Origin of the sequence: Flavobacterium sp., from assembly GCF_043779715.1 — a bacterium.
GTDB lineage: Bacteria > Bacteroidota > Bacteroidia > Flavobacteriales > Flavobacteriaceae > Flavobacterium.
Window position 1 is genome coordinate 1 of record NZ_JAYWDT010000171.1, and the last position, 16,126, is coordinate 16,126.

The following is a 16,126-nucleotide window of genomic DNA, read 5'->3' on the forward strand; positions in this document are numbered from 1 at the left end:
AAATATTTTTCTTCAGCATCAAGCCAACCATAATGTTTGCAGTTGTCTAGCAAAATAACTTTAGAATTTGTGAAGGCTTTATGAGCAGTTTCTGCAATTTCTTTACTAATAACATCTTGCTTTCCTTGTATAATGAGAACTGGTTGTTTAAAAAACTTTAGTTTGTCTTTACAATCAAATTTTATTTTTCTAAAATCATTCCAAACCAATGTGTTTATGATCGAATTTCCCTGCGTAAGTCTTTCGGCAATAATGGGAATAAATATTCGATCATATACGTAAGCTGGAGCCATGGCTCCCCCTCTTCCCAGTCTGGCTGCATGACTTGTGTCGCCTTTGTCAATTTTATCATTCCAATATTCTAAAGAATCTTGCTCTATTTTGCTTAAATTAGAATTAATTAAATTCGGTCCATTCAATAAGCTTAAGTCGATACCGCCAGAAGAGGATAATATCAATTTATCTATACTGTTTGGATAAACCGTTGCGTAATAAGAAGCCAACATTCCTCCGAAAGAATGCCCTAAAACAATCCATTTTTTAATTTTGAGATGTTTTCTTAAGGATTCAATATCTTCGGCCATTAGTTTAATCGTAATGGTTTTCGAATCTAAAGTTTTTAATGGCGATTTTCCAGTTCCTCTTTGGTCATAAACAATGGTTTGATTGTTAGCAGCAAGTTTTTTCGCCATTGTTTCGAAGCCATTACTATTCATTCCTGGTCCACCATTGATAATAAGCATGGGAGTTCCGGAACCAAAAATTTTGTAATAGGTTTTAAATAAATCTTTATTTACCGCGTAACCTTCGGTTTGTGCAAACGAATAATTTAAGATTATTAGACAACTGAATAAAAATATTTTTTTCATGATTTAAGAATTCATCAAACTCTCGATTTCATCTACTTCAATAGGAATGTTTTTCATTAAGTTAAACGGTTCTCCTTTTTCTTGAATGACAACATCATCTTCTAATCTAATTCCGAAACCTTCCGCTGGAATATAAATACCTGGCTCTACAGTAAAAACCATATTGGCTTTCATAGGCTCGTGCAATAATCCGTAATCGTGAGTATCTAATCCCATATGATGAGACGTTCCGTGCATAAAATATTTTTTGTATGCTGGCCATTCTGGGTTTTCATTTTGCACATCGGCCTTGTCTAGCAATCCTAAACCAAGTAATTCTGAAGTCATGATTTTGCCAACTTCTACTTGATATGGTTTCCATAAAGTTCCTGGTGTAAGCATTTTTGTAGCTTCATTTTTAACATTTAAAACAGCATTGTAAACTGCTTTTTGTCTGTCAGTAAATCGTCCAGAAACAGGAATCATTCTGGTCATATCACTAGAATAATTAGCATATTCGGCACCAACATCAAGTAAAATTAAATCGCCTGCTTTGCATTGCAAATTGTTTTCTATATAATGCAAAACATTGGCACTATTTCCTGAAGCAACAATTGGTGTGTAAGCAAAACCTTTAGAACGATTTCTAAGAAATTCGTGCATTAACTCTGCTTCAACTTCGTATTCCATAACGTTTGGCTTCACGAATGATAGCAAACGACGGAAACCTTTTTCGGTAATGTTACAAGCTTCCTGAATCAAATCTAATTCTTCACTTTCCTTGATAGAACGAATGCGTTGTAAGATTGGATTCGATTTTTCGACTTTATGTGCAGGATAAGTCTCTTTCCACCATTTTATAAAACGGGCTTCACGAGTTTCGGTCTCGATAGTTGCACGATAATGTTCATTGGTATTTATGTACATCGTTTCGGCGTAAGCCATTATTTCTTTCAAAGTTTTATGAAAATCCTGTAACCAAATCACGCTTTTTATTCCCGAAACTTCAAAAGCACGGTCTTTGGTTAGCTTCTCCCCTTCCCAAATGGCAATGTGCTCGTTGGTTTCTTTTAGAAATAAAATTTCTTTCAAATGTTCGTAAGGTGTGTCCGGAAAAAGTAATAAAATACTCTCTTCTTGATCTACTCCTGACAAATAAAAAATATCACGGTGTTGTGCAAATGGCAATGTACTATCGGCAGAAACTGGATATATATCGTTCGAATTGAAAATGGCGACACTATTTGGTTTCATCTGAGCTGTAAATTTTGCTCTGTTTTTGATGAAAAGTTGACGGTCTATTTGATGGTATTTCATACGTTAGATTATTAGATTTTTGGATTGTTAGACAATTCGATAATTGAAAGTATCAAAATTAAGGAATAATATAATTTTTAGTGCAGACAAATGGCGTTATTTTAAAAAATCAATTTCAATTTCAATAAGAAAAAGTAATTGCAAACTTCAAGATTACTCTAATTTTCCAAAGCGGTTGTTCAAAATAATTAAATCACAAAACGTTTTTCCTAATTCTACTCATATGACGAGAGGAAATCCCGAGGAATGAAGCCAAATAATGTAACGGAACTTCTTGTAATAATTTAGGTTCGGTTGCTAGCAATTTTTTATAGCGTTCTTCTGCTGTCAATGTAAGTAAATCGATACGATAATCGTCAATCAAACAAATCTGCTTTTCGATTAAATTATAATAAAACTGATGGAATGCTTTGTTGTTTTTTATTAAATCTCTGAAAATATTAATATCAATAACCAACAACTTGCAATCGAAAATGGCTTTGACACTTTTTCGAGATGATTTGTTAAATAAAAAACTATTAAGCGATGTAGTTACTGTATTTCGTAGAGCCAAATAAGATGTTTTTTCTTCGTCGAGAATAAGTATTGAATGTTGTAAAATACCACTTTCGACATAACAGAAATGTTTACAAATTTCTCCTTCTTTAACTAAATAGTCGTTTTTCTTTAGATTTAAAACCGTAAATGATTCTTTAGTTTTCTGAATATCATCTTCAAAGTCATTACTTTCATAATCAATAAATTGACGTAAATAATCGATAAAAGAGGTTTTAGAATTTGAAAGCTCCATTTTTTAAAGAATTTTAAACAAAAATATTCTTTTTAATGAAAATAAGGTTGGTTAAAGACTTTAAAACAATATTTTTATAAAAACTTCAGTTATATAAAAACATTTGTTCCTGAATTTTGTTTAATATTGAACCCTAAAATCTTTTGATTATGAAAATTAAAAATATATTGTTATTTCCTATAGTTGCTTTGACACTTTTCGCTTGTACAGATAAAGACGACGAAGCTGAAATTCCTCGAGCACCAGAACCACAATTAATTGTCAAATTTAAGTTTGACCCAGCGCAAGTTCGATTAGATAATTTGGGGCAACCATCAACTGTTGCTGCAGGAAATGCTGCACAATCACCAATATTTAATACTATTGCCTCTCATTATGTAGAGTTTGCTCCCAATGCAAATACATTACTGGGGGCTGGAACAATTTTATATAAAGGAGAGTCAACTACAGCTGGCGGTTTGTCTGCTTTCGATTTTAGCAAAGCAAAAATTGTCGCAGAAGGAGAAGCGTTTTTAAGCATTCCGTTAAGCCAAATTCAAGCAGGAAGTTACGAATGGGTTAGATGCTCACTTTCGTATCAAAATTATAATATTAATGTTTGGAGTGCTGGAGTAAATTATGTTGGGACTTTAGCGAGTTTCGTTGGGACAAGAACTTATATTACAACGCACAATGTTGGTAGTTATCCGTTTGTTGTAAATGGAAATCGCGACCAAGGTTATTGGGCTTTTGGGCTACAAGGATTCCCGTATTCTACATCAGGACAAGCACCAGCGGGCGCAACTACAGTTCCTAATCCAATTGCTTCGACATCGCCACTTCCTCCAAACTCTTGTGTGGTAACAGGTAAATTTGCTAATAATTTAGTAATTACCGGAACCGAAACAAGTAATGTTGAAGTAACACTTTCGCTTTCTATTAACAATAGTTTCGAGTGGAGCGAAGTAAATGTTGATGGGAAATATGAGCCATCCGCAGGAGAAAACGTTGTTGATATGGGATTGCGAGGATTAATTCCTAGTTATGTGAGATAGTATTTCTTTAAAAAATAAATAATTAAAGATGGGTTTAACTAGTTGGTATTCAACAAAAGTTAAACCCATTTTAAATTCATTATAAATAAGCTACTAACGTTTGCTGATGAGATGAAATTCGCTTATTTTTGTTTAAATTTTTTTTAAAACCAAACAATCAAATAACACTATGGCAAAATCTGCAATTCTAAAGTCATCTCTTGCAAAAAAGTACTGGATGGCTCTTACGGGTTTATTTTTATGCTTGTTTTTGGCAGGACATTTAGCTGGAAATCTTCAGTTAATCTTCAGTGATGCATTACATTTCAATCAGTATGCATTGTTTATGACTTCCAATCCAGCGGTAAAATTATTATCTTACCTAACTTACATTTCAATTCTTTTTCATGCTGTCGACGGATTTTTGTTGACTTATCAAAATGTAAAAGCAAGACCTATTGGTTATGCAAAAAACAATCCTTCAGCAAACAGCTCTTTCTCATCAAGAAATATGGCGGTTTTAGGATCTATTATTCTTATTTTCATAGTTGTTCACATGATGAACTTTTGGGCGAAAATGCATTTTGATGAAAAATTCCCTTTACAAAAAACAACTATCGAAGCACAAAAAGGAATGAAACAAGATTTTTATTTAACTACCGATGGCGGTTATATTCCTGTTGCAGATCCTTCTTATACAATCAAAAATAAAACTGAATTTTTCGATACTGCTGCCAATGTAAAAGTAAAAGAAGGATACAAAGATTTGCATAAAATCACTGTCGAGTTTTTTAGAGATGCTAAATATGGTTTGCTTTTTACAATGCTTTATGTCTTATCAATGATCGTATTGGCATTTCATTTATTACACGGATTTAGTAGTGCTTTTCAATCGTTAGGAGCTACAAATCCAAAATACACACCAGCAATAAAATGGTTCGGAAAAGGATTTGCAATTATTGTTCCGATTTTATTTGCCATTATTCCAATTTACATTCACTTTGTTAAATAATCAACATCTATACATAATATGAAGTTAGATTCAAAAATACCAGAAGGTCCAATTGCGGACAAATGGACAAACTATAAAGATCATTTAAAATTAGTAGCCCCAAATAACAGACCAAAAATCGATGTTATTGTGGTAGGAACTGGTCTTGCAGGATCTTCCGCTGCTGCATCATTAGCAGAAATGGGATATAATGTAAAAGCATTTTGTTTCCAGGATTCACCTCGTCGCGCACACTCAATTGCAGCACAAGGAGGAATTAATGCAGCTAAAAATTACCAAAATGACGGAGATAGTACTTTTAGATTATTCTATGATACAATCAAAGGTGGAGATTATAGAGCTCGTGAAGCAAACGTACATCGTTTAGCCGAAGTTTCAGGAAATATTATCGACCAATGTGTGGCTCAAGGAGTTCCTTTTGCACGTGATTATGGCGGGAATTTAGATAACCGTTCGTTTGGTGGTACACAAGTACAACGTACTTTTTATGCCGCAGGACAAACAGGTCAACAATTGCTTTTAGGAGCTTATTCTTCATTGTCAAGACAAATTGGTCAAGGAAATATCGAAATGTTTAACCGTCATGAAATGCTAGATTTAGTAAAAATAGACGGAAAAGCACGTGGAATTATTGCACGTAATTTAGTTACAGGAGAGATCGAAAGACACTCAGCTCATGCTGTTATTATTGCAACTGGAGGTTACGGAAATGTTTATTTCCTTTCTACAAATGCAATGGGAAGTAATGTAACTGCTGGTTGGAAAATACACAAACAAGGAGCAGCTTTTGCAAACCCATGTTATGTACAAATTCACCCAACTTGTATTCCTGTTCACGGAACAAATCAATCAAAATTAACTTTGATGTCTGAGTCGTTAAGAAACTCTGGGCGTATTTGGGTACCAAAGAAAAAAGAAGATGCAGAAGCAATTCGTGCAGGGAAATTGAAACCTACACAATTGGCCGAAGAAGATAGAGATTACTATTTAGAAAGAAAATATCCAGCTTTTGGAAACTTAGTCCCTCGTGATGTTGCTTCAAGAGCAGCAAAAGAAGTATGTGATGAAGGTCACGGAATTGAAGCTAATGATACAAACGAAGGTGTTTATTTAGATTTCTCTTCAGAAATTCAAAACAAAGGTCGTCAAACTGCTTACGCAAAAGGAAATCACAATCCGTCTGATGAAGAAGTTACCAAACTAGGAAAACAGTGGTTGGAAGAAAAATATGGTAACTTGTTTACCATGTATCAAAAAATCACTGACGAAAATCCATACGAAACACCAATGAAAATTTATCCAGCAGTGCATTACACTATGGGTGGTGTTTGGGTAGATTATAATTTACAATCAACTATTCCTGGTTGTTTCGTTGCTGGAGAAGCAAATTTCTCTGATCACGGAGCAAACAGATTGGGAGCTTCAGCTTTAATGCAAGGTTTGGCCGATGGCTATTTCGTGTTGCCCTATACGGTTTCTAACTATTTAGCAGACGAAATTAGAACTGGAAAAATCTCAACAGATTCTCCAGAATTTGTGGAAGCAGAAAACAGAGTTAAAGATTCTATTAATAAATTCTTAAACAATAATGGTTCTAAAACAGTAGATCATTTTCACAAACGTTTGGGATTAATTATGTGGAATAAAGTAGGAATGGGCAGAAATGAAGCTGGTTTAACAGAAGCTATTTCAGAAATTGCTGCATTAAAAGAAGAATTCTATAAAGATGTTTATGTACCAGGAAGTTCAGACGAATTAAATCAAGAATTAGAAAAAGCACTTCGTGTTGCCGATTTTATCGATTTAGGTCAACTAATGGCAATGGATGCTTTACAAAGAAAAGAATCTTGCGGAGGTCACTTCCGTGAAGAATATCAAGATTCCGAAGGAGAAACGCTTCGTGATGATGAAAACTTCTCATTCGTTGGTGCTTGGGAATATATGGGTTACGATATCAGCAAAGAAATTCTTAACAAAGAAGAATTGAAATACGAGTTTATCAAAATTGCAGCTAGAAATTACAAATAAAATATTATGAGTGTAGCAAAAAATATCAATATAAACCTTAAGATTTGGCGTCAGAAAAATGCTAAAGCAAAAGGTAGCATGGAAACTTATAAATTAGATAATGTTTCTACAGCAAGTTCGTTTTTGGAAATGCTAGACCAATTAAACGAAGAATTAGTAAACGAAAAGAAAGAACCAGTAGCATTCGATCACGATTGTCGTGAAGGAATATGCGGAATGTGCTCACTTTACATCAATGGTAGAGCGCACGGACCAGATACTGGAACAACGACTTGTCAGCTACACATGAGAAAATTTAACGACGGAGATACTATCTTTATAGAGCCTTGGCGTTCTAAAGCATTTCCAGTTGTAAAAGATTTAGTAGTTGACAGAAGTTCTTTCGACAGAATTCAACAAGCTGGCGGATTCGTGTCTGTAAATACCTCAGGAAACACGATTGATGCCAATGCGACACCAATAAACAAAGGCGATGCAGACAAGTCATTTGAAGCAGCTGCTTGTATTGGTTGTGGCGCTTGTGTAGCAACTTGTAAAAATGGTTCTGCTATGTTATTTGTGGGAGCAAAAGTATCTCAATACGCTTTATTACCACAAGGAAAAGTAGAAGCTACCGAAAGAGTCTTAAACATGGTTCGCCAAATGGACGAAGAAGGTTTCGGAAACTGTACAAACACAGGAGCTTGCGAAGTAGAATGTCCTAAAGGAATTTCTTTAGAAAATATCGCAAGAATGAATAGAGAATATCTAAAAGCGAGTATTATATAATTTCCTTTTGTCCTTCTGACGAAGGAAAACCCGAGCGAAGCGAACAGACGAAGTAATCAAAAAACGCATTCATTTATTTGAATGCGTTTTTTTGTTAAAATATTAAAATTTGAAATTTACATCTAAAACACATAATTACTCAACAAACGCAATACTTCTGATATTTCTTCTTTAGAGTTATAACTGTGTAAACAGATACGCAATCGTTCTTGACCTTCAGGAACTGTTGGCGACAATATTGCTTTTACATCAAATCCTTTTTCTTGAATTTGTTTAGCAATATTTTTTACGTTTTGATTTCCCGGAATAATAGCCGATTGTATGGCAGATTTGCTTCTAACAAACATTGGTTTCAATCCAAATATTTGTTTTTCCTGATTAAAGTGAATGATGTTTTCTCGAAGTTTCTCAATTTGTATTGTGTTGGCTTCAAATTCCTGATAAGCCACTAAAATCGTTGCAACCGAATGTGGCGACAATCCAGTTGTATAAATAAAACTTCGTGCAAAATTGACTAAATAATCTTTCAGATTTTGGCTTCCTAAAATAGATGCGCCATGGCAACCGAGTCCTTTTCCGAAAGTCATGATTCTGGCAAAAACTTTATTTTGTAATTGTAATTCTTGTACTAAACCTTGACCTTTTTCCCCAAAAACGCCTAAAGAATGAGCTTCATCAATGACTAAATTGCAATTGTGTTTTTCGGATAATTGTGTTAATTCTTCTAAGTTTGGGCAATCGCCATCCATAGAAAAAACAGATTCCGTAACAATGTAAACTTCTTGGTTTTTAATTTTTAATTCTAAATTTTTAATTTTTATCTCTAAATCTTCAAAATCATTGTGACTAAATTTATAAGATTTGGCATTCGATAATTGAATTCCGTCACGAATAGAAGCATGACACAATTCGTCATACAAGATGACATCATTTCGTTGCGGAACAGCGCTAAAAAACCCAAGATTGGCATCATAACCCGAATTGAAAATTAAAGCCGTTTCTGACTGATGAAATTTCACGATTAAATCTTCTGTTTCTTGGTATAAACGATGATTTCCTGAAAGCAACCGAGATCCAGTTGCCCCATTTATTTTGATATTTCTATCCAATAAAAACTGATGTGTTATATCAAAAATTGATTCTGATTTTGAAAAACCTAAATAATCATTGGAAGAAAAATCGATTAAATTATTACGCAAAGGCAAACTTCGCAAAGCATTGTTCTGCTTACGTTGTTCTAATTTTGCTAGAAGTGATTTTGGAAAAATACCCATAGAAACAAATATAAAACTTTATCAAGTAAAGAATCCTTTAAAATTCTTAAAAAAGAATTCTTATTCTTGTTACTTTATTGGTTTTATCAATTTCTGTAAATAAATTAGCTTTAGAATTTTTTACTTTAAAACGGGGATTATTTAGATAATCAAATTCACTTCTTTCAAATTTGGGCGACATTTGCTGTGGCGTTATTCCAACTGACAAGGTGTTTAATTTCCATTTTTTATTAGAAATAATAACTTCTATAATCTTATCATTTTGCATTTCGATTGTCAAACCATCGTAGGTAAAGGTAAAAACAGGCTCTTCTTTGTCGTCAGGAAGTTCTTTGTTTAATGATATTGCGCCTCCCAAAACTGCTTCAATTTTTTGAACAGAATTCTTCTCGCAAACATTAATACTTTTGTTGGTTTTGGCATTGGTTAGTAATAATGATGCCACCGCTTGTTGCTTATTGAAGCTGCCCAAAAAGCAACACAATACAATTCCGAATAGAATGCTAAGTATTTTTGTTTTCATTAATTGATGATTTTATTTTTCAAAAATAAAAAAAGCCAAACAATAATGCTTGGCTTTTTAGTTTTATTTCAAAATTGTTTTAGTCCGCTAAAACAATTACTTTATTGTCTTTCATTTCGAGAGTTCCTGACGAAATAGCAAGTGTATAATTCTGATCATTTACTTTAGTAAACAAATCCTTAGATTCTTTGCTAAACTTGAAACTTGGCGCTGTAATTCTTACAATTCCTTTTTGAAGTAACGAAACTATTGGTGCGTGATTATTTAACATTTCGAAACTACCATCGACTCCTGGAACAGAAATTGAAGTGATTTCTCCTTTAAATAATGATGCTTCTGGTGATACTATTTCTAAAATCATTTTAATTATTTTGAATTTTGAATTTTGAATTAATTTATAATTTAAAATTCAAAATATTTTTACGCTTCTGCTAACATTTTCTCTCCTGCTTCGATAGCGTCTTCAATAGTTCCTTTAAGGTTGAAGGCTGCTTCTGGCAAGTGATCTAATTCACCATCAATAATCATATTAAATCCTTTGATAGTGTCTTTAATATCAACTAAAACACCTTTTAATCCTGTAAATTGCTCAGCAACGTGGAAAGGTTGAGACAAGAAACGTTGTACACGTCTTGCTCTTGATACTGATAATTTATCTTCTTCAGATAATTCTTCCATACCTAAAATCGCGATAATATCTTGCAATTGTTTGTATTTTTGAAGAATTTCTTTTACTCTTTGTGCACAATCATAATGCTCATCACCTAAAATTTGTGGAGTCAAAATTCTTGATGTAGAATCTAAAGGGTCAACCGCTGGATAAATACCTAACTCAGCAATTTTACGAGACAATACAGTAGTAGCATCTAAGTGAGCAAACGTTGTTGCTGGCGCTGGGTCAGTTAAGTCATCCGCAGGAACGTAAACCGCTTGTACAGATGTAATAGATCCTTTGTTTGTAGATGTAATACGTTCTTGCATCGCTCCCATTTCAGTAGCCAATGTTGGTTGGTAACCTACCGCAGATGGCATACGCCCTAAAAGTGCAGATACTTCAGAACCCGCTTGTGTAAAACGGAAGATGTTATCCACGAAGAATAATACATCTTTTCCTTGATCTGATCCTGCTCCGTCACGGAAATATTCCGCAATAGATAATCCAGAAAGTGCCACACGCGCACGAGCTCCTGGTGGCTCATTCATTTGACCGAAAACGAAAGTAGCTTTAGACTCTCTCATTCCTGGCATATCTACTTTAGATAAATCCCATCCTCCATTTTCCATAGAGTGCATGAAATCATCACCATATTTTATAATTCCTGACTCTAACATCTCACGAAGTAAGTCATTTCCTTCACGTGTTCTTTCTCCTACTCCTGCGAATACTGAAAGTCCACCGTGACCTTTTGCAATATTGTTGATTAATTCTTGGATTAACACTGTTTTACCAACTCCAGCACCACCGAACAATCCAATTTTTCCTCCTTTTGAGTAAGGCTCAATTAAATCGATTACTTTGATTCCTGTAAATAAAACTTCAGAAGAAGTAGATAAATCTTCAAATCTTGGCGCTTGACGGTGAATAGACATCCCGTTGTCACCATCTTTTGGTAAATTCCCTAAACCATCAATTGCATCACCAATTACATTGAAAAGACGTCCGTAAACATCCGCTCCAATTGGCATTTTGATTGGGTTTCCAGTTCCAACAACTTCATAACCTCTACTTAAACCATCAGTAGAGTCCATAGAAATTGTACGTACTGTATTTTCTCCAATATGAGATTGTACTTCTAGTACTAATAATGTACCATCTTTCTTAGTGATTTCTAATGAATCATAAATTTTTGGAAGCTCAACATCTTTACCGTTGAATACTACGTCTACAACTGGCCCGATGATTTGCGAAACTTTTCCTATTACTTTTGACATTGCTTATGTATTTATTAAATAGCTATTTAGGTTTGTAGAAAATATGTATATTTTCAGAGTGCAAAGATAATTTTTTAAAATATAAAATCAATATTTTTTTTATGTTTTTTAATGTGTTTTTGAAATCAGTTTTTAAGATATTTTATTTAAAACAAAAAACCATCAACTTACGTTAATGGTTTTGATATCTATTTGCTCTTTATTATAAAGAAGCAGGATATTGTATTTGATAATTTCCTAAATCTACTGGTCTCAATGTAGAACCGTATTTAGCATTAATCGCTTCTAAGAATTTATTAGCAATAAGGGCATATCCTCTAGCACTTGGGTGAATTCCATCTAAAGAAAAAGCACCTCCTGTTACATAAGTTGCTGACATGTGATAATTACCAAAACGAATTCCTCCGTTTACTAATTGATCCATTATTGCTTTAGCATTAACAAAAGCTAATCCGTTTGCTGTAGCAGCAGCTTCAATAGTTATGTTATATGAGTCAGTTGCCGTTTTAAGCAAAGCAACTTCGTCCTTAGAAACAACCCATCTGTCTTGTAAAGGCACAGCTGTCCCGTTTCCTGCTGTTAAATGAGCCTTAGCTGAAACCCCTTGAGAAACTAAAACAATAAAATCATCAACTGTTGTCTGTCTATAAGATGGCAAACCAGCTCCAGCAAGATTAGTTAAATATTCATCTACCATAACTACCGCATTTTTACCTGCAACAAAATTAATTGTTCTGCGAACTCTTTCTGCTTCAGTGATAAATCCTGCATTTTTTGCGTTAACTAATCCAGCATTATATGGTGCATAACCAGCATTTAACTGTCCTGCCTGTGTTGCATCAAGAGTTGCAGGATTATACCCTACTGTGGTAAAAAATGGCAATGTATTAATATACGGTAAGTTTGCCACGACTCCTTTTCTTCCACCAGTAGAAAGTTGTGCTACCAAAGCATTATAAGATCCGTCGAAACCAACACCTGGAACACCAGTTGCAGGCGTAATAGGACTTGAATCATCTCCTCCAGAAGTAGCATAACCTAAAACATCATTTCCTCCAATCCACAACGAAAAGAAAGTAGGCTGTTGCGTTAAAGCATCTGCTAAAATAGATGTGCTATTTGAAGATGCGAAACGAACAAAATATGGATTTGCAGTAGGTGGCGAAGTAACTAACCCACTTGGATTTCCATAACCTGGGGCTAGCAAATGATAACTTCTTGCTCCCGGAACCCCCATATTATTGTAAGAAGCAGTCCCTGAAACATGAGAACCCAACACAGTAGCAGAAGTTCCAGACACCGTTGCAGGCGCAGCTCCGTTAAAATATGATCTTCTTGGAAACTGAGGCACTTGATTTCCACCGCTTGAAAATCCTCCTAAATTATCTTCCATATATGGAGTAGTAAAATCTCCCCCGCCGGCTTGTTTAAACTGTAAGGCAAGAACTGATGGATAAGCATTGTCTTGTCCTTTTTTAAACAAAGCACCATCACTATAACCCGCAGCAAAGGAATCCCCTAATGCAACATATTTAGAAAAATTAGCAGAACCCGCAGTTACAGGAGTTTCTGCAACTGTTTCATCATCGTTATTACATGCTACAAAGCTTAAAGAAACTAATAGTAGCCATTTTATATTTTTTTTCATAATTCTTTATTTATAAAGTTATTATATTTTATTATGGGTTGATAGTCCAAGATGCATAGTATTGTTGCCCGATTGCTCCAGCTCCTAATACTTGTATGTAGTCTTTACCACCTATGTTAGCTCCACCAACTTTTATAACTGATTTTAAGAATGGTATTGCGTAGTTAATTTGCGCATCGAAAACAACGTTTTCTGGAATCATACCATCTATAAATGATGATTGCCATAAGTATTCACTATTCCATCTTACGTTTGTGTTGAAACCAAAGTTTTTAAATAATTTATCATTACCAAAACTTGCTTTCGCTCTGTGTTTAGGTGTATTGAAACCAACTTCAAAACTTGGATCTGATGATTGATCAAAATCGAATTGAGAATAGTTATAACTACCTCCTAATTCGAAATTTTTATATACTTTTCTAGACAAACCTACTCCAACTCCTAATGAATTTACTTTAGCTTTAGAGTTTGTATATACTTGATATGTTCTTCTATCTCCGTTAGCTAAAGCCGCAACCGCTAGCGGCGTTCCAACAGTACCGTATAAAGGGGCAATTGTATTGGTTTGGCTTAAGAAATCGTTATAAGTATTGTAATACCCATTAAGATCTATAGAAAAATCTTTAACTATTGTACGATACCCTAATTCTATTGCTTGCACTCTTTCTGGCTTTACTAAACCAGGAGTTGCTACCACTAGTTTTGACGCATCTGAGGTTGCTGCAAATTCTCTAAATGATTCAACTGTATAGGCGTTATAATAAGCATTTTCTCCATTCATTTGAACAGTTGCTGCATTTCCTAAAAGTTGTCCTGCAGCACTTACACTTCTAGTCTCAACATATCTTGTTAAGTTTTCAGGCGCAGATCCTATTAATGCAAATGGACCTAAATCTAAACCAATATATTGATCTTGTGTTGTTGGGTTACGGAAACCTGTTTGGTAAGAAGCTCTAATATTATGTTGCTTGTTTGCACCAGCTCCGTAAGTTAAAGACACCCTTGGAGAGAAACTTCCGTCAAAATTTTTAGATTTATCATAACGTACAGATCCTGTAAATTTTAATCTGTCTTCCATAAATTTCTTTTGAACTTGAGTGTAAACTCCATATTCATTATACCTTATTGGAGCGTTATAATCTGTAAAAATAGATCCGTTAGAGTTCATTTCGTATTGTCTTCCCGAACCACCTACTTGAATTTCAGCAAACTTTACTAAATCTTTAAAATTGTAATTTACATCTGCATGATATAATTTTGAGTTGTCTTGAAACTTAGCACCTTTTGTAAAATCTGCATCTTTAATAATTGTCCCTAATGCTTGATTAAACTGAGAAGATCCTGGTTCAAATCTTGGGCTTCCTGTAGGAGTAGGTAAAAAAGGCAAACCAACTGGCTTGATATTATAGTCAGCATAATTTCTTGCATTTGCAGCAGATTGTTGCGCATTAGTACCCAAAACGGCACCTGAAAGCTGATAAGCAGTTGCGTAGTTTGTAAACCATTCTGTGTCAGATTTAGCTGCTCTATTTACATTCCAAGCAGCAAAACGTGTATCGTAAGAATCTCCAGCATCTTCAGCTGTTCTGTAAACTCTTGCGAAGAAATTTTTCCCTTTTACTTCTAATTTAGTTTGATCCATATAGAAGTTTTTAAGCGCATATCTATTAGCTCCTTGGTAAATTGTGTTACCAAAACCTAATTTGTGCTGCAAGATAATTTCGAAATCATTTGCCCAAGGTTTAAAGTGTAAAGAGAAATCGGCTTTTACGCTTTCAATCTTATTGTCTGTCAAATCTTGTTCTTTATAACCAGTTCTACTTATTTGTCCAACATTTGGAATAAAAGTTGTAACCTCATCACCATATAAATTTACTCCATCATAATTTTGATTATTTGCATGTCCTATTCCTCCTTTATCTACAGCTCCTAATGATACATTTCTATCATCTGAAGCAATCCATTCTTGAGCACCTAAATAAGAGAAATTCCCTTTTGCAGCAAAGTGTTCTGTGAATTTTTTAGCAGCTCTAAATCCGAAATCGTAAAAAGGATTATTTCCTGCTGTTGTTTGAGAGGTTTGTCCGTATTTGAAATACGTTGAAATTCCTTCTTTAACGAAAGGACTTCTACTGTTCATAAACATAACTCCGTTGAATGCATTTGCACCGTATAATGCAGAAGATGCACCTGGTAAAATTTCGACATTTGCCACATCGATATCAGAAACTCCTAATAAGTTTCCAAGCGCGAAGTTAAGCGCTGGCGAAGAATTATCCATACCATCAACCAACTGCATAAAACGTGAATTTGCAACTGTTGCAAAACCACGTGTGTTTACCGATTTGAAAGAAAAACTACTTGTGTTAAAATGCACATCTTTCAAATTCTCCAATCCTTCGTAAAATGAAGGCGCAGTTGTGTTTTTAATGTCTTTTAGTCCCATTCTTTCTATAGTAACTGGCGATTCTAAAATTCTTTCAGGAGTTCTAGAAGCAGATACTACAATCTCGTTTAGAGAGGTTGCTTCTTCCGATAAAGCCACGGTAATTTCTTGTTCTTTTGAATTCACAACGACTGTTTGACTTGTGTATCCCATCATTGAAACTTCAATAGAAAAAGGAAAGGAATTTTGGTTCTTAAGTAAGAACTTTCCATCGAAACCCGCTGAGGTTCCTGCAGAACTCCCTAAGACTTTAACATTTGCTCCGGGAATGGGCTGATTGTTAGCGTCCGTAACTGTTCCTGAAATTGTATTTTGCGCAAACGAAAGTCCGCAAAAAAACAATGACAAAATAATAAAGTAGATTCTCATTCGTTTTGATTTTTATTGGTTTAGAAAGCCAAATTACAAATATTTTTATTACTAAATGAAAAGATTCGTGAAAAATTTAGGGACAATTTTGCAGTTTGTCGATTATTTTTATTTTATAAATCTTTAAGTTTTTAAGTTTTTATCATAAATTTAACGTT

General features: G+C 34.3%; 13 protein-coding genes. 4 read left to right on the top strand and 9 right to left on the bottom strand.

All coding sequences use genetic code 11. The annotated features are described in order from the left end of the window. The 3 genes from ACH2BG_RS08210 to ACH2BG_RS08220 all read right to left on the bottom strand — a co-directional run. Positions 1–869, bottom strand: an 869-nt coding sequence (locus ACH2BG_RS08210; protein ID WP_395047216.1) for an alpha/beta fold hydrolase, incomplete at its 3' end; no start/stop codon positions are given. Between the two features lie 3 nt (positions 870–872). Then, complete coding sequence (locus ACH2BG_RS08215) at positions 873–2,165, bottom strand: aminopeptidase P family protein (RefSeq protein WP_395047217.1); 1,293 nt, start codon at positions 2,163–2,165, stop codon at positions 873–875. 193 nt (positions 2,166–2,358) lie between these two features. Next, a complete protein-coding gene (locus ACH2BG_RS08220; RefSeq protein ID WP_395047218.1) occupies positions 2,359–2,955 on the bottom strand; it encodes a Crp/Fnr family transcriptional regulator in 597 nt (198 codons plus the stop codon). A gap of 149 nt (positions 2,956–3,104) precedes the next feature. Between ACH2BG_RS08220 and ACH2BG_RS08225 the strand changes: the two genes are divergently transcribed. The 4 genes from ACH2BG_RS08225 (at position 3,105) to ACH2BG_RS08240 (ending at position 7,776) form a co-directional block, all read left to right on the top strand. Next, the gene (locus tag ACH2BG_RS08225; protein WP_395047219.1) at positions 3,105–3,989 is read left to right on the top strand and encodes a hypothetical protein; all 885 of its coding nucleotides are present in this window, start codon (positions 3,105–3,107) and stop codon (positions 3,987–3,989) included. A gap of 169 nt (positions 3,990–4,158) precedes the next feature. Then, positions 4,159–4,980, top strand: coding sequence for a succinate dehydrogenase cytochrome b subunit (locus tag ACH2BG_RS08230; RefSeq protein ID WP_395047220.1), 822 nt, complete (start codon positions 4,159–4,161; stop codon positions 4,978–4,980). Positions 4,981–4,998: 18 nt separating this feature from the next. Beyond that, the gene (locus ACH2BG_RS08235) at positions 4,999–7,008 is read left to right on the top strand and encodes a fumarate reductase/succinate dehydrogenase flavoprotein subunit (RefSeq protein ID WP_395047221.1); all 2,010 of its coding nucleotides are present in this window, start codon (positions 4,999–5,001) and stop codon (positions 7,006–7,008) included. 6 nt (positions 7,009–7,014) lie between these two features. Further along, positions 7,015–7,776 (top strand): succinate dehydrogenase/fumarate reductase iron-sulfur subunit, encoded by a 762-nt coding sequence (locus tag ACH2BG_RS08240; protein ID WP_395047222.1) that lies wholly within the window; start codon positions 7,015–7,017, stop codon positions 7,774–7,776. 122 nt (positions 7,777–7,898) lie between these two features. Here ACH2BG_RS08240 and ACH2BG_RS08245 read toward each other — a convergent pair whose 3' ends face one another. From ACH2BG_RS08245 to ACH2BG_RS08270, 6 genes are all read right to left on the bottom strand, one after another. Further along, complete coding sequence (locus tag ACH2BG_RS08245) at positions 7,899–9,050, bottom strand: aminotransferase class I/II-fold pyridoxal phosphate-dependent enzyme (protein WP_395047223.1); 1,152 nt, start codon at positions 9,048–9,050, stop codon at positions 7,899–7,901. Positions 9,051–9,096: 46 nt separating this feature from the next. Next, entirely contained in the window at positions 9,097–9,573 is a 477-nt protein-coding gene (locus ACH2BG_RS08250; protein WP_395047224.1) for a hypothetical protein, read from the bottom strand. A gap of 79 nt (positions 9,574–9,652) precedes the next feature. After that, a complete protein-coding gene (locus ACH2BG_RS08255) occupies positions 9,653–9,934 on the bottom strand; it encodes a F0F1 ATP synthase subunit epsilon (RefSeq protein WP_395047225.1) in 282 nt (93 codons plus the stop codon). Between the two features lie 59 nt (positions 9,935–9,993). Next, positions 9,994–11,505: a F0F1 ATP synthase subunit beta gene (gene atpD, locus ACH2BG_RS08260; protein WP_395047226.1), complete on the bottom strand. Its 1,512-nt coding sequence runs from the start codon at positions 11,503–11,505 to the stop codon at positions 9,994–9,996. 202 nt (positions 11,506–11,707) lie between these two features. Beyond that, on the bottom strand, positions 11,708–13,153 hold the full coding sequence (locus ACH2BG_RS08265; RefSeq protein WP_395047227.1) for an SGNH/GDSL hydrolase family protein: 1,446 nt from the start codon (positions 13,151–13,153) through the stop codon (positions 11,708–11,710). Between the two features lie 31 nt (positions 13,154–13,184). Continuing rightward, positions 13,185–15,968, bottom strand: a complete 2,784-nt coding sequence (locus ACH2BG_RS08270) for a TonB-dependent receptor domain-containing protein (protein ID WP_395047228.1) — start codon at positions 15,966–15,968, stop codon at positions 13,185–13,187. Between the last annotated feature and the right edge of the window lie 158 nt (positions 15,969–16,126).